25 protein-coding genes are annotated in these 21,383 nt (G+C 70.2%); 15 read left to right on the top strand and 10 right to left on the bottom strand.

Annotated features, from left to right (window positions below; all coding sequences use genetic code 11):
* Nucleotides 1-51 precede the first annotated feature (51 nt).
* From ABZV40_RS11265 to ABZV40_RS11245, 5 genes are all read left to right on the top strand, one after another.
* Nucleotides 52-756: a hypothetical protein gene (locus ABZV40_RS11265; protein WP_355438614.1), complete on the top strand. Its 705-nt coding sequence runs from the start codon at nt 52-54 to the stop codon at nt 754-756.
* A gap of 80 nt (nt 757-836) precedes the next feature.
* Entirely contained in the window at nt 837-1,592 is a 756-nt protein-coding gene (locus tag ABZV40_RS11260; protein WP_355438612.1) for a TetR/AcrR family transcriptional regulator C-terminal domain-containing protein, read from the top strand.
* Nucleotides 1,589-2,410 carry an NAD(P)H-binding protein gene (locus ABZV40_RS11255; RefSeq protein ID WP_355438610.1) on the top strand — a complete coding sequence of 274 codons (822 nt, stop codon included), beginning with the start codon at nt 1,589-1,591 and terminating at the stop codon, nt 2,408-2,410. The genes ABZV40_RS11260 and ABZV40_RS11255 overlap by 4 nt, the downstream gene beginning before the upstream one ends.
* 61 nt (nt 2,411-2,471) lie before the next feature.
* Complete coding sequence (locus ABZV40_RS11250) at nt 2,472-2,702, top strand: hypothetical protein (RefSeq protein ID WP_355438608.1); 231 nt, start codon at nt 2,472-2,474, stop codon at nt 2,700-2,702.
* A 7-nt stretch (nt 2,703-2,709) separates the two neighbouring features.
* Complete coding sequence (locus ABZV40_RS11245; RefSeq protein ID WP_355438606.1) at nt 2,710-3,960, top strand: RNA polymerase sigma factor; 1,251 nt, start codon at nt 2,710-2,712, stop codon at nt 3,958-3,960.
* On the opposite strand, the gene ABZV40_RS11240 is transcribed toward ABZV40_RS11245, so the two are convergent.
* A complete protein-coding gene (locus tag ABZV40_RS11240) occupies nt 3,957-4,547 on the bottom strand; it encodes a LysE family translocator (protein ID WP_355438604.1) in 591 nt (196 codons plus the stop codon). The two genes, ABZV40_RS11245 and ABZV40_RS11240, sit on opposite strands and share 4 nt — an antisense overlap.
* A 133-nt stretch (nt 4,548-4,680) precedes the next feature.
* On the opposite strand from ABZV40_RS11240, the gene ABZV40_RS11235 reads away from it, so the two are divergent.
* Nucleotides 4,681-5,118, top strand: a complete 438-nt coding sequence (locus ABZV40_RS11235) for a VOC family protein (protein WP_355438602.1) — start codon at nt 4,681-4,683, stop codon at nt 5,116-5,118.
* Here the strand turns inward: ABZV40_RS11235 and ABZV40_RS11230 are convergent.
* Nucleotides 5,111-5,875 (bottom strand): helix-turn-helix domain-containing protein, encoded by a 765-nt coding sequence (locus ABZV40_RS11230; RefSeq protein WP_355438600.1) that lies wholly within the window; start codon nt 5,873-5,875, stop codon nt 5,111-5,113. The two genes, ABZV40_RS11235 and ABZV40_RS11230, sit on opposite strands and share 8 nt — an antisense overlap.
* A gap of 128 nt (nt 5,876-6,003) precedes the next feature.
* Between ABZV40_RS11230 and ABZV40_RS11225 the strand changes: the two genes are divergently transcribed.
* The 3 genes from ABZV40_RS11225 to ABZV40_RS11215 all read left to right on the top strand — a co-directional run bounded on the left by ABZV40_RS11225 (nt 6,004) and on the right by ABZV40_RS11215 (nt 10,511).
* A complete protein-coding gene (locus ABZV40_RS11225) occupies nt 6,004-6,558 on the top strand; it encodes a TIGR03086 family metal-binding protein (protein WP_355438598.1) in 555 nt (184 codons plus the stop codon).
* A gap of 8 nt (nt 6,559-6,566) precedes the next feature.
* Entirely contained in the window at nt 6,567-7,259 is a 693-nt protein-coding gene (locus ABZV40_RS11220; RefSeq protein ID WP_355438597.1) for an aspartate/glutamate racemase family protein, read from the top strand.
* A 192-nt stretch (nt 7,260-7,451) separates the two neighbouring features.
* Nucleotides 7,452-10,511, top strand: coding sequence for a S8 family serine peptidase (locus ABZV40_RS11215; protein WP_355438595.1), 3,060 nt, complete (start codon nt 7,452-7,454; stop codon nt 10,509-10,511).
* Between the two features lie 63 nt (nt 10,512-10,574).
* Here the strand turns inward: ABZV40_RS11215 and ABZV40_RS11210 are convergent, their stop codons facing one another.
* The 4 genes from ABZV40_RS11210 to ABZV40_RS11195 form a co-directional block, all read right to left on the bottom strand.
* Nucleotides 10,575-10,985, bottom strand: a complete 411-nt coding sequence (locus ABZV40_RS11210) for a YciI family protein (RefSeq protein ID WP_355438775.1) — start codon at nt 10,983-10,985, stop codon at nt 10,575-10,577.
* A 5-nt stretch (nt 10,986-10,990) separates the two neighbouring features.
* Nucleotides 10,991-11,389, bottom strand: coding sequence for a VOC family protein (locus ABZV40_RS11205; protein WP_355438593.1), 399 nt, complete (start codon nt 11,387-11,389; stop codon nt 10,991-10,993).
* Nucleotides 11,390-11,478: 89 nt separating this feature from the next.
* Nucleotides 11,479-12,150, bottom strand: a complete 672-nt coding sequence (locus ABZV40_RS11200) for an RraA family protein (RefSeq protein WP_355438591.1) — start codon at nt 12,148-12,150, stop codon at nt 11,479-11,481.
* Nucleotides 12,151-12,161: 11 nt separating this feature from the next.
* Entirely contained in the window at nt 12,162-13,328 is a 1,167-nt protein-coding gene (locus ABZV40_RS11195) for an MFS transporter (RefSeq protein ID WP_355438589.1), read from the bottom strand.
* A gap of 65 nt (nt 13,329-13,393) precedes the next feature.
* Between ABZV40_RS11195 and ABZV40_RS11190 the strand changes: the two genes are divergently transcribed.
* Both ABZV40_RS11190 and ABZV40_RS11185 read left to right on the top strand, forming a co-directional pair.
* Entirely contained in the window at nt 13,394-14,131 is a 738-nt protein-coding gene (locus tag ABZV40_RS11190; RefSeq protein WP_355438587.1) for a DeoR/GlpR family DNA-binding transcription regulator, read from the top strand.
* Complete coding sequence (locus ABZV40_RS11185; protein WP_355438585.1) at nt 14,128-14,664, top strand: HAD-IA family hydrolase; 537 nt, start codon at nt 14,128-14,130, stop codon at nt 14,662-14,664. The genes ABZV40_RS11190 and ABZV40_RS11185 overlap by 4 nt, the downstream gene beginning before the upstream one ends.
* Here the strand turns inward: ABZV40_RS11185 and ABZV40_RS11180 are convergent.
* Nucleotides 14,633-17,401, bottom strand: coding sequence for a BTAD domain-containing putative transcriptional regulator (locus ABZV40_RS11180; RefSeq protein ID WP_355438583.1), 2,769 nt, complete (start codon nt 17,399-17,401; stop codon nt 14,633-14,635). The genes ABZV40_RS11185 and ABZV40_RS11180 overlap by 32 nt on opposite strands.
* 202 nt (nt 17,402-17,603) lie before the next feature.
* Between ABZV40_RS11180 and ABZV40_RS11175 the strand changes: the two genes are divergently transcribed.
* Genes ABZV40_RS11175 through ABZV40_RS11160 form a run of 4 tightly spaced genes read left to right on the top strand, consistent with a single transcriptional unit; the run spans nt 17,604 to nt 19,595 of the window.
* Nucleotides 17,604-18,107, top strand: a complete 504-nt coding sequence (locus tag ABZV40_RS11175) for an RICIN domain-containing protein (RefSeq protein WP_355438581.1) — start codon at nt 17,604-17,606, stop codon at nt 18,105-18,107.
* 19 nt (nt 18,108-18,126) lie between these two features.
* Complete coding sequence (locus ABZV40_RS11170) at nt 18,127-18,654, top strand: RICIN domain-containing protein (protein ID WP_355438579.1); 528 nt, start codon at nt 18,127-18,129, stop codon at nt 18,652-18,654.
* A gap of 31 nt (nt 18,655-18,685) precedes the next feature.
* Nucleotides 18,686-19,003 (top strand): metalloregulator ArsR/SmtB family transcription factor, encoded by a 318-nt coding sequence (locus tag ABZV40_RS11165; protein WP_355438577.1) that lies wholly within the window; start codon nt 18,686-18,688, stop codon nt 19,001-19,003.
* A complete protein-coding gene (locus ABZV40_RS11160; RefSeq protein ID WP_355438575.1) occupies nt 18,996-19,595 on the top strand; it encodes a cation transporter in 600 nt (199 codons plus the stop codon). Before ABZV40_RS11165 ends, ABZV40_RS11160 begins: the two co-directional genes overlap by 8 nt.
* A gap of 130 nt (nt 19,596-19,725) precedes the next feature.
* Here ABZV40_RS11160 and ABZV40_RS11155 read toward each other — a convergent pair whose 3' ends face one another.
* The 3 genes from ABZV40_RS11155 to ABZV40_RS11145 are packed head-to-tail and all read right to left on the bottom strand — an operon-like array spanning nt 19,726 to nt 21,272.
* On the bottom strand, nt 19,726-20,250 hold the full coding sequence (locus tag ABZV40_RS11155; protein ID WP_355438573.1) for a vitamin K epoxide reductase family protein: 525 nt from the start codon (nt 20,248-20,250) through the stop codon (nt 19,726-19,728).
* Nucleotides 20,251-20,255: 5 nt separating this feature from the next.
* Entirely contained in the window at nt 20,256-20,852 is a 597-nt protein-coding gene (locus ABZV40_RS11150) for a thioredoxin domain-containing protein (protein ID WP_355438571.1), read from the bottom strand.
* A gap of 51 nt (nt 20,853-20,903) precedes the next feature.
* Nucleotides 20,904-21,272, bottom strand: a complete 369-nt coding sequence (locus ABZV40_RS11145; protein WP_355438569.1) for a hypothetical protein — start codon at nt 21,270-21,272, stop codon at nt 20,904-20,906.
* Between the last annotated feature and the right edge of the window lie 111 nt (nt 21,273-21,383).

The raw sequence follows: 21,383 nt of genomic DNA, 5'->3' as shown, positions 1-21,383 counted from the left end.
GAGAAAACGCCGTCCCGGCTGCCGGGACGGCGTTTTCCGCATACTGGTCAGGTGTGGATCACTGGGGTGCGGGCGAACTGGTGGCGTTTTGCGTTGGGTGCCGCGGGGCTGGCCGTCGCCGCCCTGGCTCCGGATTCCAGCGCGTTCGGGGTGCTCCCCGTCCTGCTGTGGTGCGTGCTGGCGCGGACCCGGCGGACCGGGCTCGTCGTCGGGTTCGTCCTGCTGGTTCTGCAGGTGTGGTTCGTCGTGCCGCGCGGGCTGGGCTGGTCGGGGCCGTGGGTGCCGTCGGCGCTGGACGGGTTCTGGCTCTACCCGGTGCTGACGGCGGTGGTGAGTTCGGCCGGTCTGCTGGTGGAGCGGCGGTGGCTCGCCGGCGTCGTCTGGCTGGCCGCCCTGGCGGGGCTGGGATTCCTGAGCGCCGCGTTCGTCGTGGTGGTCGTCTACGAAGGCGCCGCACCCCGTGACGAAGGAGTCCTGCCAGGACCGCCCGGGTTGCGGGTCGCGGAGGTCGACGGCTGGTGCGGCTCCGGCCACGGCGCCAACTGCGCGCGGGTGCTGGAGGCGACCGGCGAGCGCGCCCACGAGGTGATGCGCGCTCATCTGGTGTCACATGGCTACACCGCTGCGAAGCAGCTCGACACGGACGAGCGGTTGTGCCGCAGAACCGGGCTCGTGTCGGTGCAGGAGGTGTGCGCCGACCTGAAGGACCTGTCGGCGACCGGCGTGCGGGTCACCTGGTACGTCAACAGGAGCTGATCAGCGCGGTGCGCGGGACCGCCATTTCCGTAGACCGTACGGTATTGTTTTCGTACGGCCGGCGGAAATGGGGTGGGCGGATGGCCGCCGAACGCAGCGGCGGGGGAGACCCGGTCAGGACGCTCGCACTGCTCTGGCGCAGACCGCCGGAACCGAAACCGGTCGGCAGGAAACCCAAGGTGAGCGTCGACCAGATCGTCACGGCGGCGATCGCGGTGGCCGACCGCGAAGGGCTCGGCGCCATGTCGATGGCCCGTGTCGCGCAGGAACTGGGCGTCGGCACGATGTCGCTCTACGGGCACGTGCCCGGCAAGGCCGAGCTCATCGACCTGATGGCCGACACGGTGCTGCAGGAACGCGACCTCACCCCGGTTGGCACCTGGCGTGAGCGCGTCCAGCACTACGCCGACCGCACCCGCGCCGTGTACCGGAAGCATCCGTGGATGCGCGACGTGTCGATGGTGCGCCCGCCGCTCGGGCCGGGACTGATGGACGGCCAGGAGTTCGTGCTGGCCGCACTCGCCGACTCCGGCCTGGAGCCGCGGCAGATCACCGTGGCGCACGTGGCGATCGAGGGGTTCGTCCACAGCGCGGCGGCGTCCGAAGTGGACGATCAGCAGCTGGAGGAGAAGACCGGCGAGTCCGGTGACTCGTGGTGGGGCGCGCGGCAGGTGTTCTGGGACGACTACTTCGACGTCGAGCGCTACCCGACGATGACGAGCCTCTGGCACTCGGGTGCCTACGACACCGGCGGCACGCTCTCGGACAACGTGCGCAGCTCGTTCGACTACGGCCTGGCCAAGCTGCTCGACGGAATCGAAGGGGGCCTGCGATGACGATCCTGGTGACCGGTGCGACCGGCACCGTCGGCCGGCTGGTGGTGCGCGGCCTCGCCGGACGAGCCGACGTGCGGGCGATGAGCCGCAAGCCCGCGCCGGGAACCGTCTACGGCGACCTGGACGACCCGGACAGCATCCCGTTCGACGGCGTGGAGAAGCTCTACCTGTTCGCGTACCCTCCGACGGCACAGGAAGTCGTCGACCGCGCGGTGCGAGCCGGAGTGCGCCGGATCGTGACGTTGTCGTCGGGCGCGGTGACCCACGGCTACGACACGAGTCACCACCTGCCGGTCGAGCAGGCCGTCGAGGCGTCCGGCGTCGAGTGGACCCACCTGCGGCCCGGCGAGTTCGCGGCCAACAAGCTCAGCCTCTGGGGTCCGTCGATCCGCGAGGACGGGACGATCGTGCACCCGAGCCCCGACGCCTTCGGACAGCCGATCCACGAGGCCGACATCGCCGAGGTGGCGGTGAAGGCACTGCTGGAGGACGGGCACGCGGGCAAGGTCTACGACCTGACCGGACCGCCGCGGCTCACCCAGCGCGACATGGCGGAGGCCATCGGCGAGGCGATCGGCCGCCCGGTGCGGTTCCGCGACGTCACGACCGAGGAGGCGCTCGCCTACTACATGAGCGTCGGCTGGCCGGAGGAGATCGCCCGCTTCGTCCTCGGCCTCGGCGGCTACGAGGGTGGCGACCCGGACGACTTCGCCGGCTACGAGTTCGCCGTGTCACCGGACTTCGAAGCGGTGACCGGCAAGCCCTACCGGACGTTCGCCCAGTGGGCGCGCGATCACGCGGCCGACTTCACGGCCTGATCATCCGTCGATTCCGGCCCCTCTCGTTCGACGTACGGGTAACAGCGGACGAGGAGGCCCGGTGCGGTTCATGGTGTTCGTCAGAAGCCCGAAGCCGGTGGCAGCACGGCACGGGGACTCCCTGCTGCGCGCGGGTGTCCTGCTCGACGCGGGCGACCTCGTCCCGCACGCCTGCGGGGTGTCCGGGTACTGGCTGATCGACGTCCGCAGCCGCGAGGAGGCGGTCGAGCGGATCAGGCGCATCCCCCTTCCGGCGTGCGTCGTGGAAATACGGCAGGTGGCTGTGGTCTGATGCCCCCATGGGGGCTACCACCTCGGTGCACCGCACCATCGACGCGGTCTGGCGGATGGAGTCGGCGAAGGTCATCGCCGCGCTCGCCCGGTACACGCGTGACGTCGGCCTGGCGGAGGAGATGGCCCAGGACGCGCTGGTCGCGGCACTGGAGCAGTGGCCGGCCGAAGGCGTGCCGCGCAACCCCGGCGCGTGGCTGATGACGACGGCCAAGCGCCGCGCGATCGACCAGATCCGGCGGCGCGAGAACTTCAACCGCAAGGTCGAGGAGATCGGCCGCGAGGTCCAGGAGGCGACGCCGGACGCCAGCGAGGGCATCGACGACGAGATCGGCGACGACCTGCTGAGCCTGATCTTCACGGCCTGCCACCCGGTGCTGGGCACCGAGGCGCGGGTCGCGCTGACGCTGAAGATGCTGGGCGGCCTCAAGACCGAGGAGATCGCCCGCGCGTTCCTGGTCAGCGACGCGACCGTGGCCCAGCGCATCGTGCGCGCCAAGAAGGCGCTGGCCGACGCCGGGGTGCCGTTCGAGGTCCCGGAAGGCCCCGAGCTCGCGACCCGGCTCGCGAGCGTCCTCGAAGTGGTCTACCTGATCTTCAACGAGGGCTACTCCGCCACCCGGGGCGACGACTGGATGCGCCCGGAGCTGTGCGCGGAGGCCCTGCGGCTCGGCCGCGTGCTCGCCGAGCTGGCGCCGAAGGAGGCCGAGGTCCACAGCCTGGTCGCGTTGATGGAGATCCAGGCGTCCCGCGCCAAGGCCAGGACCGGCCCCAACGGCGAACCGGTGGTGCTGCTGGAGCAGGACCGCGGCAAGTGGGACTGGTTGCTCATCGGCCGCGGCCTCAAGGCCCTCGAACGCGCCGAGGCCCTCAACCAGCCGCCGGGCAACTACTACGTGCAGGCCGCCCTCGCCGCCTGTCACGCCCGTGCGCGCAAGCCGGAGGACACCGACTGGCAACGCATCGCCGCGCTCTACCAGGTGCTCGCGCAGATCTCACCGTCGCCGATCGTCGAGCTCAACCGCGCGGTCGCGTTGTCGATGGCGTTCGGCCCCGCCGCCGGTCTCGCGCTGGTCGACGAGATCTCCGGCGAGAAGGCGCTGCAGGGCTATCACCTGCTGCCCAGCGTCCGGGGCGACTTCCTGGTCAAGCTCGGCCGGACCGAGGAGGCGAAGGCCGAGTTCGAGAAGGCCGCCGCGCTGACCCGCAACGAGCGGGAGAAGACCCTGCTGCTGGAACGCGCCGCGGCCTGCGGTTAGGTCAACGCGAGCTTCGCGCCCAGGGCGGCGAACGACGTGGCGAAGAACCGGCGCAGCCACACGACCACGCGCGGCCGGGACAGCACCCGGTCGCGCATCGACGCCGCGAACACCCCGTAGACGGCGAAGACCGCGAACGTCAGCGCCATGAACACCCCGCTCAACGCGACCATCTCGCCGAACCCGGTCGCGAACTGCGGCAGGAACGCCACGAAGAAGATCGTCAGCTTCGGGTTGAGCAGGTTGACCAGCACGGCCGACACGACGATCCGCCGGGCGGACCTGGGAGCCGCCGCGGTGTCGACCACCAGCTCGCTCTTGTCCCGCAACGTCGTCCACGCCAGGTACACCAGATACGCCACGCCCAGGTACTTCACGATCTCGAGCGCCACCGCGCCGGCGTGCAGCAACGCCGCGAGTCCGGTGACGGTCGCCAGCACGTGCGGCACGATCCCCACCGTGCAGCCGAACGCGGCGATCACACCGGCTTTCCGGCCGTGTGCCAGTCCGGCCGACAGCGTGTACAGCACTCCGGTGCCGGGCGTGGCGACCGCGATCATCGTCGTGACCAGGAAGGCGATGCTCATGCCGGTGACTCTGCCGTCAAAGCGGTCCAGGAAGTAGAGCCACAACTACGCTTCGAAGTTGGACCACTTCGCGTGTCGAAGTCGGGCCGGCCGCTCCGTCCCAGGGGTACAACCGAGCAGGAAGGCACCCGAAATGGCCGTCAAGAGCATGCACCACCTCGGCATCACCGTCACCGACCTCGCGGCCGCCGTCGCGTTCTTCACCGACCTGGGCCTGGAGCTGGAAGGCAAGGCCCACATGGAGGGCGACTTCGTCGACAGCGTCATCGGCCTCGACGGCTCCAACAGCGAGATCGCGATGATGCGCACCCCGGACGGCCACCACCGCATCGAGTTCAGCCAGTTCCAGACGCCGACCAGCATCGACGGCAGCTCGCGCGCCCCGATCCACGCGCTGGGCCTGCGGCACGTCGCGTTCGTCGTGGAGGACCTCGACGACACCCTGGCCCGGCTCAAGCCGCACGGCGCCGAGCTGGTCGGCACCGCCGAGACGTACGAGAACATGCTGCGGGTGGTCTACGTCCGCGGCCCCGAGGGGATCATCGTCGAGCTGTGCGAGTACTTCAGCTGAGTGCCCGCGCATAGGCCGTTGGGGACACTCCAACGGTCTGGGTGAAGTCCCGCACGAGGTGGGCCTGGTCGCTGTACCCGAGGTCGGCGGCCAGCCGAGCCCACTGCACCTCGGACTCGGCGCGCTCCAGCGCCTCGTGGATGCGGTACCGCAGGATGACCCACTTCGGGCTCACCCCGACGTAGTCCGCGAACAGCCGTTGCATCGTCCGCACCGACACCCCGGCCTCCCGCGCGAAGTCGGCGACCCGGCGGATCTCCCGGTCGTCGCGGATCCGTTGCACCAGGTCCATCGCCAGCGTCGCCTGCGGGTCGGCCACCGGTCCCATCGTCAGCAGGAACCGGTCGAGCGCGGCCACCCGGTCGTCCTCGTCGAGCACCAGCGACGAGGGAACCTCGTGCAGCCGCACGTGCCGGCCGGTCCACTGCGACACCGGCTCGGCGCGGAACGGCCGGAACCCTCCAGGCCGGAACTGCACTCCCGCGACACGCACCCGCCCGCGCAGGGTCCGGCTGAACAACCCGAGCCCCACCCCGGCGAGTTCCGGGTGGTTGTACCCGTGTTCGAAGACGATGTTCACCGACGGGTGCGGTACGACGTGCGAGGTGTACGGCTCGTCGAGCACGCCGTCGATCAGCCAGTAGTGCTCCAGGTACGGCCGCAGCTCCGCGCACGGCAGATGCCGGCGGAACCGCACGCGGGCGAACAGCTCGCGCGCGGCCACGATCCCCCGAGTGTCCCGGCGCGGCCCCTGCACGGTGCCGATCCTAGGTCGGCGCGAAGTCCTGTCCGGGAACGAGGGTTTTGCCGCCCTTCATCGAGCGCTGCTCAGGTTGGCGCGTTTCTTCAAGAGCGGGGAACCGTGCCGGCCATAGCGTCGGCCCCATGAAGCTCAGTGTTCTGCTCGACCGCGCCCGCGACCACGCGTTGCCCGTCATCGCGTCCATCAGCGACGAAGACCTGACCAGGCCCACCCCGTGCGCCGACTACGACGTCCGCGCCCTGCTCGACCACCTGCTGCACGTCGTCGTCGAGTTCCAGAAGCTCGCCGTCAAGCAGGACGCCGACTTCAGCCACACGCCGTCCTACCCGGACTGGCGCACGCAGTTCCCGGCCGAGACGGCGAAGCTCGTCGCGGCGTGGGGACAGCCCGGCGCGGACGAGGGCATCGCCGGGAACATGCAGCTGCCCGCTCGCACCGTGGGCGGGCTCGCGTTGCTCGACCTCACCATCCACGCGTGGGACCTCGCCCAGGCCACCGGTCAGCGCTTCGAACCCGACACCGAGGTGTTCGCCGAGGTCTCCGACCTCGTCACGCAGATGGCGCCGACGGCGATCGAGTGGAAGGTGTTCAAGGAACCCGTCGAACCACCGGCGGACGCCTCGCCGCTTGAGCAACTGCTGGCCCGCACCGGCCGCGACCCGCGCTGGAGTGCTTGACTGGACCCGTGCTGACCATCGGGATGCTCGGCGGGATGAGCTGGGAGAGCAGCGCGGAGTACTACCGGCTCGCGAACGTGGTCGTGCGGGAACGCCTCGGCGGTCTGCACTCCGCGAAGATCGTGCTGCACTCCGTGGACTTCGCCGAGATCGAACGCATGCAGGTCGAGGGCCGCTGGGACGACGCGGGCAAGGCGCTCGCCGGCGCCGCCGCACGGGTGGAGGCGGGTGGCGCGGACTTCCTGTTGCTGTGCACCAACACCATGCACAAGGTGTTCGACGAGGTGCAGGCCGCCGTCGGCATCCCGATGATCCACCTGGGCGACACGACCGCCGAGGCGATCAAGGCCGCGGGCCTCACGACGGTCGGGCTGCTCGGCACCGGGTTCACGATGGACCAGCCGTTCTACCGCGAACGCCTGGAGTCGCACGGGTTGCGCGTCCTGCTTCCGTCCATCGAGGACCGTGCGACGGTGCACCGGATCATCTACGACGAGCTGTGCGTCGGGATCGTGCGCGACGAGTCCCGGCGTGCCTACCAGGACGTGATCGCCCGGTTCGACGGCGTGCAGGGCGTGATCCTCGGCTGCACCGAGATCGAGCTGCTGATCACCCAGGACGACGTGCCGCTGCCGGTGTTCCCGACGACGCGGCTGCACGTCGAGGCCGCGGTCGAGAGGGCGATCCGGGCGAATCTGTGAATATGTGATGTGAAACAGGTTGCAGCGCGATCGCGGTCAGAAGTGGTTTCAGTCACCGAGAGCTGACATCTCCACTGTGCACCACGGGAGTTCGCGTTGAAACGATCACATCTCGCCGCAGGGCTGACGGCTGTCGTGGTTGCCGCCACGGCAGCCGTTCCTGTCTCTGCGGCAGCCGAGCCGCAGAGACAGGTGCGTGCCGACGGGCTGACCACGAAGGTCACGCTCATCACCGGTGACGAGGTCACCGTCACCGGCGGAACGGTCCAGGTCAGAAGGGCGCGCGGCAGACAGGACATCGCGTTCCGGACCTTCACCGACCCGCGGGGCGACCTCCACGTCGTACCCGCGGACGCGCAGGCGAGACTCAACTCCGGCGAGCTCGACGCACGGCTGTTCGACGTCTCGCTGCTGGCCAGATCCGGCTACGACGACGCGTCCAGCAGGACCATTCCGCTGATCGTGCAGGGGCAGGGGATCAGCGCCGCCACCGCCGGGTCGTTGCCGAGCATCAACGCGCACACCGCGAGCGCGGACAAGAACGGCGGCTTCTGGTCCGGTGCGCGGGTGGCGGGAACCGGGAAGGTCTGGCTCGACGGCAAGGTCACCGCGTCACTGGACCGCAGCGCCGCACAGGTCGGAGCGCCACTGGCGTGGGCGAAGGGCTTCACCGGGGCCGGCGTGACGGTCGCCGTGCTGGACACCGGCGTCGACGAGACCCACCCGGACCTCGCGGGCGCCGTCGTCGAGTCGAAGAACTTCAGCGACAGCGACACCACCGACGACCGCTTCGGTCACGGCACGCACGTCGCGTCGATCATCACCGGTGAGGGCAAGTACAAGGGCATCGCGCCGGACGCCAAGCTCGTCAACGGCAAGGTGCTCGGCGACTCCGGCGACGGCAGCGAGAGCGGCATCATCGCCGGCATGGAGTGGGCCGCCACCAAGGCCAAGGTCGTCAACATGAGCCTCGGCAACTCGTGGCCGGACGAGGGCACCGACCCGATGTCGCTCGCGCTCAACCGGATCACAGCCCGGACCGGTGCCCTGTTCGTGGTCGCGGCGGGCAACTCCGGTGGCCCGATCGGCTCGCCCGGATCCGCCGACGCCGCCCTCACCGTCGGCGCCGTGGACCGTGACGACAAGCTCGCCGACTTCTCCTCACGCGGCCCGCGCTGGACGAACAACGCGGTCAAGCCCGACATCACCGCGCCCGGCGTCGACATCGTGGCGGCCAAGGCCCGCAACGGAAAGGTCGGCACGCCCGTCGACGAGGGGCACGTCGCGTTGTCCGGCACGTCGATGGCCACACCGCACGTGGCCGGTGCGGCGGCGATCGTCGCCGCCCAGCACCCGGCGTGGCAGGCGGACGACATCAAGGCGGCGCTGATGAACAGCGCCAAGCCCGACCCGTCGTTGACCGCCTACGAGCAGGGCGCCGGACGGCTCGACGTGGGACGCGCGGCGTCGTCACCGGTGAGCACCACCGTGGGCAGCCACTCGCTGGGTACCGCGTTGTGGCCGCACGACGACGACAAGCCCATCGCGCAGAAGCTGACCTACCGCAACAGTGGTTCGTCCGATGTGACCGTGGACCTCAGCGTCGCCGACGTGAAGCCCGCCGCGTCCGGCCTGTTCAGCGTTTCACCGGCGAAGCTGACGATTCCCGCCGGAGGTTCCGCGGACGCCGTGCTCACCGCCGACACGCGTGCCGCCGTGCCCGACGCGATCTACGGCGCCGCGGTGGTGTCGTCCGACGGCGTGCGCGTGGTCGTGGGTGTGGTGAAGGAGGTCGAGAGCTACGACGTGAAGCTGACGTTCCTCGACCGCAACGGCAATCCGACGCCGAGCCACACCTACCGGTTCGTCGACGTGAACCAGCCCAAGGCGTACTTCCAGTCCGACCCGTCGGGCACCCTCGTGCAGCGCCTGCCCAGGGGAACGTTCTTCCTCGACGGCTCGATCTACACCCCCGCGCCCGACCCGGCGCAGGGCGGTGTGACCACCGCCGTGATCGAACCGGCGCTCGAGATCACCGCCAACACCGACCTGGTGTTGGACGCCCGCCAGGCCAACGAGCCGTCGATCACCGTGGACCAGAAGGACGCGGCGCCGGTGAGCGCCGAGCTGCACTTCGACATGCAGACCAACTGGGGTCCGACCGGCGCCGGCTGGATCGCGTCCCGGCTCGCGGGGTTCTTCGTCCGCCCGTCCACGACGTCGTGGCCGAAGTTCCAGTTCCACGCCCAGCAGGTCATGGCCAGGCCGGACGGCAAGGGCCACTTCGACGGCAGCCCGTACCAGTACCACGTGCGGATCTCCGAGGACGGCCGCGTGCCGGCGGACGTCCAGCGCTCGGTCAGCGACCGGGACCTGGCCCAGGTCGACTCCGTCACGCATGCTCGCGTGCCGGGCTCGATCGGCCAGCGCGACGAGGGCGCCTCCGGCCCGCTGCCGTTGCGGCTCAAGGAGTTCTACACGCCTGACGTCGACTGGGCCGGCTCGCTCAGCGAGTTCGTGAAGCTCGGCGAGTACCCGAGCCTCGGTTACCAGTCCTCGGTGCGGCCGCGCGTGTTCACGCTCGGTCGCACCGTCACCGAGCACTGGAACAGCGCGGTCTACGGGCCCAGCCTGCCGAACGACCCGCGTTACGTGCGGTACGCCGCCCGCCTGGGCAACACGCTGCGCCTGGACGTGCCGATGTTCGGCACGGACGGCATGAACGGCCGCAGCCAGCACACGGGCCGCACGGTCGTGACGCTCGACGGCAAGGTCATCTACGAACAGGCCTACGCGGGCTCGGCTTTCGTCCCGGACGTGCCGGCCGAGAAGAAGCGCTACCAGGCCCACGTCGAGGCCACCCGCGAGTCGCAGACCTCGCAGCTCACCGCCGACTGGACGTTCACGTCCGAGAACGTGCCCGGCGAGGAATTCAAACCGATCTCGCTGCTCGCGGTCCGGTTCACGCCGCGGCTGGACGAGTACAACCGGGCCGGCCGCGTGCTGACCGTGCCGATCACGGTGGAACGCAACGGGACCGGTGTCGTCACCGACATCGAGGACCCGGCCGTGCAGGTGTCGTTCGACGAGGGCACGACGTGGAAGCCGGTGCCGCTGCACAAGACGCGCAACGGCTGGCAGGTCACGTTGTTCCACCCACAGGGGGCCAAGAACGTGTCGTTCAAGGCTCGGGCGGCGGACGCGGGCGGTGAGGTCCAGCAGACCATCATCCGCGCGTACGACCTGAAGTAGCCTCGCTCGACCGCACGCGGGGACCTTTCGTACCGTCATGCAGCACGAAAGGTCCCCGCGTGCTCACTTGTACGGCGCGAACGTCTCCGGGTCCTCGGTCGGCGGCCCCATGATCGGGTGCACCTCGATCGGCGCGTTCAGGACCTTCCCGCCGGGGCCGGGGCACGCGGAGGCCCGGCGGGCGATCTCCACGACCCGTTCGCGGCTGTCCACATCGACCACCCAGTACCCGGCGATCACCTCCTTGGACTCCGCGAACGGCCCGTCGACCACGATCGGCTTGCCGTCGTCACCGCCGCGCACCACGAACGCCCGCGCCGGACCGCTCAGACCCTCGGCCTGCAGCAGTTCACCGTTGGCCTCCAGCTCGGCGTTCAGCGCGTGCATGTAGTCGACCATGCGGTGCATGTCCTCGTCCGACCACGCGGCGATGCCCTCCCAGTCCTCCTGGTTGCCGCCGAAGGTCACCAGCATGTACTTCACTTCCACTCCCCACCGGTTGCGCGGGCCTTGATCTCCTGCACGGCCCAGCTGTTGCCGTCCGGGTCGTCGAAGAAGATGAACGACCCACCGTCCTTTTCGTTCATGCGCACGATCTCGCTGACCCCGACGCCCCGCTCGACCAGCTGCGCGCGGGCCTTCTCCAGGTCGGAGACGACCAGCTGCACGCCCTTCAGCGAGCCGGGCTCGCCCTTCACGATGCCCTTGCCCAGCACGATCGAGCAGCCGGAACCGGGCGGGGTGAGCTGCAGGACGCGGGTGTCGGCGTTGAACGTCGTGTCGTGGTCGACCGTGAAGCCGAGCTGCTCGGAGTAGAAGTGCTTGGCGCGGTCCAGGTCGGCCACCGGCACCACGATGACTTCCAGGGTCCAGTCCATGTCGAAAGTTCCTCTCAGCGGCTGCCTTGCACAGGTCCGTCGAAGGGCGCGGGGACGTTTCGACACGGGGTCCGGGTCCGCATACCAGCTCACTCCTCGACAGCGCCGCCGATCTTGCGCAGGTGCTCGCGGAACGTGAGCCCGCTCGCCAGGTACTCGGCGAACCGCAGCTGGCCGCGCAGGGACTCACCCTGCCTCACCCGGTCGGCCTGCGCGCGTTCGACGTCGCGGATCCCGGCGGCCTTGGCGAGCACGACCTCCACCTCCGATCCCGGCACGAACAGCACACCGTCGTCGTCACCGAACACGACGTCGTCGGAGGTGACGGTCCACTGGTCGACCTGCGCCGTCGAGAGAGCCTCCGGCGCACGGTCGCGCAGGCTCAACGGACCGGTCGGGTTGCTGCCGAGGCTGAACACCGGCAGCCCGATCGCCCGGATGTCCGCGGTGTCGCGGTGCAGGCCCCAGATCACGACCCCGGCCAGGCCCGCGGCCTGCGCTTCGAGGACGATCAGGTCGCCCACGCAGGACTCGTCCACACGGCCGTCGTTGTCGACGACCAGCACGTCACCGGGTTGCGCGCGGTCGATGGCCTCCAGGAAGACGTCGACGCTGCCCGCGTGCCGGGCGGGCAGGACGCGGCCGGACGTCTTGGCACCGGGGACGACCGGTGAGAGCACGGCCGTGCGGACCGGGATGTTCGCCCGGATGCAGGCGTCGGCCAGGTGGGCGGTGGTGAGATCCAGTCGGGCGAGGTCCATGGCGCACAGTTTTACGCGGACACGCGGTCCTTGGCGGGTTCGGCTCGCAACACGTTCGCCGAGAGCGCCGTGACCACGCAGAACGCCACGGGCAGCAAGAACGCGATGTTGAGCGGCACGACGTGCGTCAGCCAGCCGATCACCGCGGGTCCGGCCAGCACGCCGAGGTAACCGAGCCCGGCCACCCGTGACACGTTCGCCGCGGCCGCACCGGCTTCCGCGTGCCCGGCCGCGCTGAACAGCTGCGGCACCGTGCCCGACAACCCGGCGCCCGCGACCGCCCAGCCCGCCAGCGCCAGCCAGACCCACGGCGACAGCGCGGCCGTCGCGATGCCCGTCGCGCCGATCACCGCACCCCAGCGCAGCACCGCCACCGAACCGACCCTCGCGGTGATCCGGTCCGCGAGCAGCCGCCCGGTCGTCATCGTGGTGGCGAACGCGCCGTATGCGAGTGCCGCGACCTGCGGTGCGGCGCCGAGGACGTCTTGCAGGTGCAGCACGCTCCAGTCGTTCGCCGCGCCCTCGCTCAGCATCACCAGGCCCGCGAGCAGCGCCATGACCCAGATCCGGCGCGGCACCTTCCGCTTGCCGGTCGGCTGGACGCGCTGGTCTTCCTTCCCGGCGAGCAGCGCTTTGGCCGCGACCAGGCTGACCACGACACCGAGCGCGGCCGCCACTCCCAGCGTCACGGCGGGGGAGAGCTGCCAGCTGAGTGTGCGCGCTCCGGTCAACGCGGCTGCCACACCACCGAGCGACCACGTCGCGTGGAACGCCGACATCACCGGTCGCTTGTAGTGCTTTTCCACCACTACGGCGTGGGCGTTCATGATGACGTCCATCAGGCCGTTGCCGATGCCGAAGATGAGCAGCGCCGCACCGAGCGTCCACTGGTTGACGGCCAGCCCCGGCAGCAGGGCGGCCATGCTGCAGAAGACCCCGGCGATCGGCAGCACGAACTTCACGCCGGTCCGATCGGTGACCTTGCCGCCGATCCGCATGCCCAGGAACGCGCCCAGGCCGAGCAGCAACAGCAACCGGCCGAGCTCGGCGTGGTCGAGGCCGGTGCGCTGCTCGACCGTCGGGATGTGCACGAGCCACAGCCCGAGCAGGAACCCGTTGAGCGCGAAGTACGTGAAGGTGGCCACCCGCGCGGCCTTGAGAGCGTTCACTTGCCCCACGCTAACGAACGGATACCGTGTTCGAAAGTTTGTGTTTCGAACACCACTGTTGTTCAATCGTGTTCGTGTCCCGCCTGAAGCAGATCGCCGAGGCCGTCCGCGACGCCGGCTCCCTCGGCGTGGCCGAACTCGCCGCGCTCACCGGCGCGTCGGAGATGACCATCCGCCGTGACCTGGAGGTTCTCGCCGCCCAGGGCGTCCTCGAACGGTTCCGCGGCGGCGCCCGCAGCCTGCTGCTGCGCGGCTCCGAACCGCCGTTCGCGCTGCGTTCCGACGAGAACATCGACGCCAAGCGCCGCATCGCCGCCGCCGTCGCGGGCCTGATCGCGGACGGCGAGTCGGTCGTGCTGGACAGCGGGACCACGTGCCTTGAGGTCGCCCGGCTGCTGCACGACCGCCGCCTGACCGTCATGCCGTTGTCGCTGCACGCGGTGAACGCGCTGTCCACCTCCACTTCGGTGACGCTGCTGGTGCCCGGCGGCCGCCCGCGCCCCGGCGAACTGGCGCTGACCGGGCCGTTGACGCTGGCCTCGCTGCAGGCGCTGCGCTTCGACACCGCCGTGATCGGCTGCTGCGGCCTGTCCGCCGCTCAGGGACTCACCGCTTTCGACCTGGAGGACGCCTCGGTGAAACGTGCCGCCATCGCCTCGGCCCGGCGAGTGATCGCCGCCGCCGACGCGTCGAAGCTGAGCCGCACCGCGCTGGCGTTCGTCGCCCCGGCGTCCTCTTTGGACGCGGTGGTGACCGACGCGGACGGCGACGAGGACCTCACGGCCGCCGGCGTCGCGGTGGTGACCGCGTGATCGTGCTGTTCGACATGTTCGGCGTGATCGCGCGCGACCAGTCGCCCGAGGTGATGGCCACCATGAGCACCGATCCGAAGTTCTGGGACGCCTACTGGGCACACCGTCCCGCCTACGACCGCGGTGCCGTCACGGCCGAGCAGTACTGGCGGCTCGTCGGCCACGAACCGCTGGTGGAGGCGGACGTCGCGAGCTGGAGCCGCGTCGACTACGAGATGATCGCGCTCCTGCACGAACTGCACGGCGCGGGTCAGCGCATCGCGTTGCTGTCCAACATCCCCGAGGACCACGCGCGCAACTTCGAGCGCACGCACGCGTGGCTGGAGCTGTTCGAGGTGCTCGGCTTCTCGTGCCGCATCGGTCACGCGAAACCGGAACGCGCGGCCTTCGAGTGGTGCCGCGACCGGCTGGGTCACGACGACATCCTGTTCGTCGACGACAAGCGGGAGAACGTGCTGGCCGCCGAGCTGGCCGGCATGCGCGGTCACCACTTCACCGGGATCAGCGGGCTGCGGTCGGTGCTGGCGCGCTGACCGCCAGCAGCTGCTCGACGCGGTGCACGTCCGTGGACCGCTGCTGGGCCCGGTACAGGTCGAGCGCCAGCTGCCAGGTGCGGCGGGCGTCGCCGAGCTGCCCGAGGGCGTCGTACGCCTGGCCGAGGCGTTCGAGCATGACTGCTTCCCGGTGCGCCTCGCCCATGCCACGGCACAGGGCGATGGCGTCGCGGTAGTGGCCCACGGCCAGCTCGTGGCGGCCGGTGTGGTGGGCGATGTAACCGAGACTGTCCAAAGTGGCCGCTTGGCCTTCCCGGTCGTTCTGCTGCCGGAACAACAGGTTCGCCCGCGCGCAGTAAGCGTGGGCGCGGTGCGGATCGCCGGAGCGGGCGCGCAGCCAGCCGACGGAGTTGAGACCCATCGCTTCCAGGAGCGGATCGCCGAAGGTCCGGAACAACCGCAGCGCGCTCGTGGCGTGGGCGAGTGCTTGCCGGTAGCGCCCCATCCCCTCCCACACCTTCGAGAGGATCCGGTGGGTGTGCGCCCGGCCGTGTTCGTCACCGGTTCGCCGGGTGATCGCGAGGGCGTGCCGCAGGTGCGCGAGCGCCTCGGAGTGCGCACCCGCCCGCGAGCAGCCGAGGCCGAGACGTTGCAGGCACAGCACGTGCACGGCGGCATCGTCCAGCCGCTGGGCGGCGACGAGCGCGGTCCGCCACATGCGCACGTGCTCGTGCAGATGACCTCGCGCGATCTGGAAGCTCTCCAACGCCCAGGCGAGCTGCCAGGCCGGCACGTACCAGTCGTTGTCCAGGGCGAGCTGCTGCACGGCGAGCAGCGAGGAGTGTTCGGTCTCGAACCACGCCACGGCCGCTGCGGTGCCGGGGAACCGCAGGGGCCTGCAGCCGTCGCCTGGCCGGCCGAGGTCGACGGTCTGGCTGGGCTCCAGCAGCCTCGCGAGGTCCGCCGTGTGCAGGTAGAAGCCGATCAGCCGGCGCAGTGCCGCGTCGCGTTCGTCCTTGCTCAGCCGCAGGTGAGCCTGCTCGCCGGCGTAGAGGCGGATCAGGTCGTGCAGACGGTACCGGCCGGGCGCGAACTGCTGCAGCAGGTGCGCGTCCTCCAGCTCGCGCACCACCGCGCGGGCTTGCGCGGTGGCCAGGTCGCTGAGATCGGCCACCGCGGGCAGGCTGATGTCCGGTCCCGGCGCGAGTGCGATCAGCTCCAGCACGGTCGCGGCCGCTGCGTCCAGGGCGCGGTGCGACCACGAGAGCACCGCTCGCACGCCGGTGGTCAGCTCGGCGGTGTCCAGCGCGTCCAGCCGGGCGGAGGCGTCCCTGACCTCCTCGGCCACGACGTCCAGCGGAAACCGCGGATGAGTCGCCGCGCGGACGGCCACGATGCCCAGCGCCAGCGGCAGACCGGCACAACACGCCAGGAGCTCGGCCACGGCACCGGGCTCCGCGGTGATCCGGTCCCGGCCGACGACATCGGCCAGCAGCTCCTCGGCTTCGTTGTCCGGCATGGGATCGAGATCCACGGCGTGTGCCCGGTGCGTGACGATCAGGCCGTCGAGCCGGCGGCGGCTCGTGATCACCGCCGTGCAGGTCGGACTGCCGGGCAGCAGCGGCCGGACCTGCGCGGTGTCCCTCGCGTTGTCGAGGACCACGAGCAGGCGTTTTCCGGCGACGAGACTGCGGTACAACCCGATCTGGGCGTCGGGTTCCGCGGGGATCACGGCCGGGCCGACGCCGAGCGCCGAGAGGAACCCGCGCACCGCCGCATCAGCGCGGACGGGTGCCTCGGCGGGGTCGAAGCCGCGGAGGTTCACGTAGAGCTGCCCGTCGGGGAAGCGGTCGAGGTGACGGTGTGCCCAGTGCAACGCGAGCCAGGTCTTGCCGACTCCGCCGACCCCACCGATCACCGAGAGGACGGCGGCCCGCTCGCCCAGGGCCTCGTCGAGGCGGGCCAGCTCTTCGGCGCGGCCGGTGAACGACCTCGGTGCGGCGGGCAGCTGACGTGGCACCACGCTTGCCGACGGCACGGCGAGCGCCGGGTCAGCGGTGAGGATCCGCTGGTGCAGCTCCTGCAGCGGCGCGCTGGGATCCGTGCCGAGCCCGTCCGCGAGCCTGCGGCAAAGCCGTTGGTGGTGCAGCAACGCGTCCGCCGGGCGGCCGCAGCGGTACAGAGCGAGCATCAGCTGTCCGGCCACCCGTTCGTCCATCGGGTGTTCGTCGACCAGAACGGACAGTTCGGGCACGAGTGCAGCGTGCTGGCCTCGGCGCAACTGGATGTCGGCCAGGTCCAGCCGGGCGGCGTGCCGGCGGCCGGTCAGCACGGCCCTGGCCGCGTTGATCCACGGCGTGTCGAGGGTCGCGAACGGAACGCCCCGCCACAACGCGAGTGCCTGCTCCAACAGCGGTGCGGCGTCCTCGTCGTCCGCCTCCCGCGCCCGGTCGAGGAGGCGGTGGAACCGGTGCAGGTCCACCGCCTCCTCGTCGACCGCGATGCGATAGCCGCCAGGACTCCTGGTGATGAGGACCTCCGCCGGGGCCAGTGTCTTGCGCAGCAACGAGATGTAGGTCTGCACCGCACCGGCGGGCCGATGCGGCAGGCCCCGCCCGCCCCACACGCGGTCCACCACCTGGTCGACCGACACCGGGCGGTTGGCCTCCACCAGCAACACCGCCAGCACGCACCGCTGCCGGTCGTGCCCGACGTCGACCGGACGTCCGCCGAGGCGCACCTCCACGTCGCCGAACAGCCGGAACTCGACCGCCATCTGACCGCCCCCGGCCCTGGTTGTGCACTCCGACAGCGTTGTCCTATCGGCTCGGGACCTGGCGGCTCAAGGGCCGGGGCCGAGGTGGCGACGTTCGGCGGCGAAAGCTGCCCTGTGCGGTAGATCCCCGTGCGGCCGAAGAATCCCCAAAGCGAGGACTCCTAGCGTGCCGGTGCACCAGCCGACCTCAGGAAGGAGTCCGTTGTCCCCCCGACGACTGCACGCCATCCCGTTGCTCATCGCCCTCGTCGCGGCCGCACTGCTGGTCCCCGCGGCACCGGCCGGCGCGGTTCCCCCGATCTCCGTCTACCACAACCTCAAGAACGACTACCGGGACATGGCGTGCCTGGCGGGCCGTGAGCCCAGCCACAAGGTCCAGACGAGCCAGTGCGTCGACGAGTTCACCGACCAGTACTGGCGGCTGGAGCCGTCGCCGTCGACCGGCTACTACGAACTGCACAACAAGATCTCCGACCGGTGCCTGGCGATGCCCGTGGGCAAGACCGTCGCGGAGATGGTGCACTGCGACACCAGTTCGCAGATCGACTGGTGGGCGCTCGTCCCGACCTCGCTCGGCGACACCTTCATGCTGCGCAACCACCTCACGCAGAAGTGCCTCGTGGCGCTGCACCCCAACGGTTACGCGACCCAGTTCACCTGCACGTCCGACTACACCGACCAGTGGTGGCACTTCGTCCAGCGCTGATCCCGCGAAGGAGCTTCCGTTGCCACACCGACTGCGCGTCAGCCTGCTCATCGCCCTTGTGGTGGCCGCACTCGTCCCGGCGTTGCCGGCCGGCGCGACACCACCCACGTCGTACCTCTACAACCTGAAGAACGACTACCGCGACATGGCCTGTCTCGCCGGCCGCTCGGGAGGGTCCGCGAACCTCAAGGTGCAGACGAGCCAGTGCGTCGACGCCTTCACCGACCAGTACTGGCGGCTGGACCCCGCCCCCGGCACGGCGCTCGGGTACTACACGCTGACGAACCGGATCTCGGGCCTGTGCCTGGGCATGGACCCGAACAACACCCGCAACGGCGACCGGGCGTCCATGGGCAACTGCAGCCCGGGGGAGTACAACCCCTTCGTCTACTGGGCGCTCGACCCGACGTCACTGGGCGACACCTTCATGCTGCGCAACCACTGGACCCAGAAGTGTCTCGTGGCGCTGCACCCCAACGGTTACGCGACCCAGTTCAGCTGCACGCCCGACTACCACGACCAGTGGTGGCACTTCGTCCAGCGTTGATCAGTTCAGCACGGGCTGTATAGTTCAGCCCGTGCTGACGTGTGAGACCAGGGAAACCGCCCTGTCGAGGCTGGGCAAGGCGCTGGCCGACCCGACCCGCTGCCGCATCCTCGTGGCGTTGCTCGACGGCCCCGGCTACCCGGCCCAGCTGGCCGAGAAGCTGGGCCTGACCAGGTCGAACGTCTCCAACCACCTGTCGTGCCTGCGCGGCTGCGGCCTCGTCGCCGTCACCTACCAGGGCCGCCAGGTGCGCTACGAGCTCGCCGACCAGCGCCTCACCCGCGCCCTCACCGAGCTCGCGGACGTCGTGCTCGCCGTCGACCCGCAGCCGGAGTGCGTCGATGGCTGACACCCGGCAAGCCGTGCTCACCCGGCGCGTCCGGCTCCTGGTCGCCGCCACGATCACCTACAACCTCGTCGAGGCGGTCATCGCGCTCGCCGCGGGCACCGTCGCCTCCTCGACCGCGCTGATCGGGTTCGGGCTCGACAGCGTGATCGAGGTGGCGTCGGCGGCCGCGGTCGCGTGGCAGTTCTCCGGCAGCGACCCCGAAGCACGCGAACGCACCGCGCTCCGGGTGATCGCGATGTCGTTCTTCGCGCTCGCGGCCTACGTGACGTTCGAGTCGGTCACGGCCCTCTTCGGCCAGGACCGCGCCGAGCACTCCACCGTCGGCATCGTGCTGGCCGCCGTCTCGCTGCTGGTCATGCCCGTGCTCAGTCATGCGCAGCGCCGAGCCGGCCGCGAGCTCGGTTCGGCGAGCGCGGTGGCCGACTCGAAGCAGACCCTGCTGTGCACCTACCTGTCCGCGGTCCTGCTGGCCGGTCTCGGCGTCAACAGCCTGTTCGGCTGGTGGTGGGCCGACCCGCTGGCGGCACTGGTGATCGCCGCGGTGGCCGTGCGCGAGGGCCGGGAGGCCTGGCGCGGCGACCACTGCTGCTGAGCGCCTGGCTCCGCCGGCGTCTGCAAGTACCGCTCGTCGCGGTGGATGAAGGGCTCCTTCATCCACTCCAGGTGGATGAAGGAGCCCTTCATCGACAACGGGACACGGCCGGGCACGACAGGCCGGGTGCTCAGACCAGCGTCGACCAGTAGAACCAGAACGCCTGCAGCACACCGGCCGCGATCACCAGGTACCACACGATCAGCACGACGCTGTGGTACTGGAACGTCGGCCGCAGGTTGCGCAGCGTCGTGTACCAGAAGATCGGGATCGTCACCGCCCACACGACCATGCAGTACGGGCACAGCGCGCCGATCTCGTACAGCGACTGGAAGATCAGCCAGTGCACGAACAGCACACCGGCCGTCACGCCCACCTGCAACCCGATCCACACCCAGTTCGGCAGCGACACACCGGCCAGCAGGAGCACGCCGAGCGTCGTCACCACCGCGAACCCGGCGATGCCCAGCAACGGGTTCGCAAACCCGAACACCTCGGCCTGCGCGGTCTTCATGACCGAGCCGCAGCTCAGCACGGGGTTGATGCTGCACGTCGGCACGTAGAACGGGTCCTTGAGCAGCGCGATCTTCTCGACCGTCAGCACGAACGAGGCGACCAGCCCGACGAACCCGCCGATCGCCAGCACCCACGACACCGGCCTCACGACAGCGCCCGCTCGATCGCGGCCTTGAGGTTGGCGTAGGTCGGCGCGCCGCTGAACTTGGTGCCGTCGACGAAGAACGTCGGCGTGCCCTGCACCCCGGCCTTCGCCCCCTCGGTCCGCTCGGCGAGCACCCGCTCCCGCAACGCGCTGTCGTCCAGCCCGGCCTCGAACTTCGCCTGGTCGAGCCCGAGCCGCTGCGCGAACCCGACGAACACCGCCCGCTGCGACGTCGGCTGCCCGCCCCACTCCTGCTGCGACTCGAACATCAGCTTGATCATCTCGTCCCGCTTGCCCTGCGCCCCGGCCGCCTCCACGGCGACGGCGGCCAGCTCACCGTTGCGGTGGCTGGGGATCGGGAAGTGCTTCACGACGAACGTGACCCGGCCCCCGTACTCGGCCTTGAGCTTCTCCACGCCGGCATACGCGGCACGGCACGACGGGCACTCCATGTCGAGGTACTCGACCACGGACACCTTGCCGTCACCGGACCGCGGCGCGGCCGTCGTGTCGTTGCGGGAGAACAGGAGGAAACCGGCGACCACCACCGCCACGACGGCGACGATGACCAGGGACAACCGAGCGTTTTTGGACATGGCAGAACTCCACGAGGGTTGGCGCGAACAGGACCGGAGAACGGGTCCGGTCTAGGCGCGCAGCACGCAGAGCTGCGCCAGCCGCACTTCCAGCCGACGTGAAGGACTCGACCACACGGGCAGAGGCACCAGCGGCACCCGGAACGCCCCGTCCCGCCGCAGCACCGCGAACCCGATCAGAACGGCGAACGCCGCCACGAGAAACGCGCCCGCCAGGAGAACGGCGTCGAGCCAGCCGGTGTCGTCGACCTGGTCGGAGTGCACCACCACCTGGGTGCTCGACGTGGGGCACTGCGCGGTCCAGGCGAACTCGGTCCTGCACGGGGCGCCTTGCATCATCGCCACCGAGGCCACCAGCGCGAGCACGGCGAACACGCGCGCGAGGTTCGCGCGGGTCCGTGAGCCGCGGGTGCCGTGCATGTGATCCAGCGTAGCCACCGGCGCCTACGCTGGGTCACCTGGGGGAGAAGTTGCGCAGCACGAACGCTCCAAACCCTGGTTCGTGAGTTTGGAAGGCCGCCAAACAGCATG

Source organism: Lentzea sp. NPDC004782 (assembly GCF_040609115.1).
In the GTDB taxonomy this organism is placed as follows: domain Bacteria; phylum Actinomycetota; class Actinomycetes; order Mycobacteriales; family Pseudonocardiaceae; genus Lentzea.
This window is presented reverse-complemented; position numbering and strand designations above follow the sequence as displayed.

Excerpts from the sequence above, each read along its gene's own strand:
- ABZV40_RS11150 (WP_355438571.1), bottom strand. The coding sequence starts at position 20,852 with ATGTCCAAAAACGCTCGGTTGTCCCTGGTCATCGTCGCCGTCGTGGCG.
- ABZV40_RS11225 (WP_355438598.1), top strand. The coding sequence starts at position 6,004 with ATGAAGCTCAGTGTTCTGCTCGACCGCGCCCGCGACCACGCGTTGCCC.
- ABZV40_RS11180 (WP_355438583.1), bottom strand. The coding sequence starts at position 17,401 with ATGGCGGTCGAGTTCCGGCTGTTCGGCGACGTGGAGGTGCGCCTCGGC.
- ABZV40_RS11210 (WP_355438775.1), bottom strand. The coding sequence starts at position 10,985 with ATGCTGGTGACCTTCGGCGGCAACCAGGAGGACTGGGAGGGCATCGCC.
- ABZV40_RS11200 (WP_355438591.1), bottom strand. The coding sequence starts at position 12,150 with ATGGACCTCGCCCGACTGGATCTCACCACCGCCCACCTGGCCGACGCC.
- ABZV40_RS11205 (WP_355438593.1), bottom strand. The coding sequence starts at position 11,389 with ATGGACTGGACCCTGGAAGTCATCGTGGTGCCGGTGGCCGACCTGGAC.
- ABZV40_RS11255 (WP_355438610.1), top strand. The coding sequence starts at position 1,589 with ATGACGATCCTGGTGACCGGTGCGACCGGCACCGTCGGCCGGCTGGTG.
- ABZV40_RS11260 (WP_355438612.1), top strand. The coding sequence starts at position 837 with ATGGCCGCCGAACGCAGCGGCGGGGGAGACCCGGTCAGGACGCTCGCA.
- ABZV40_RS11145 (WP_355438569.1), bottom strand. The coding sequence starts at position 21,272 with ATGCACGGCACCCGCGGCTCACGGACCCGCGCGAACCTCGCGCGCGTG.
- ABZV40_RS11235 (WP_355438602.1), top strand. The coding sequence starts at position 4,681 with ATGGCCGTCAAGAGCATGCACCACCTCGGCATCACCGTCACCGACCTC.
- ABZV40_RS11240 (WP_355438604.1), bottom strand. The coding sequence starts at position 4,547 with ATGAGCATCGCCTTCCTGGTCACGACGATGATCGCGGTCGCCACGCCC.
- ABZV40_RS11160 (WP_355438575.1), top strand. The coding sequence starts at position 18,996 with ATGGCTGACACCCGGCAAGCCGTGCTCACCCGGCGCGTCCGGCTCCTG.
- ABZV40_RS11245 (WP_355438606.1), top strand. The coding sequence starts at position 2,710 with ATGGGGGCTACCACCTCGGTGCACCGCACCATCGACGCGGTCTGGCGG.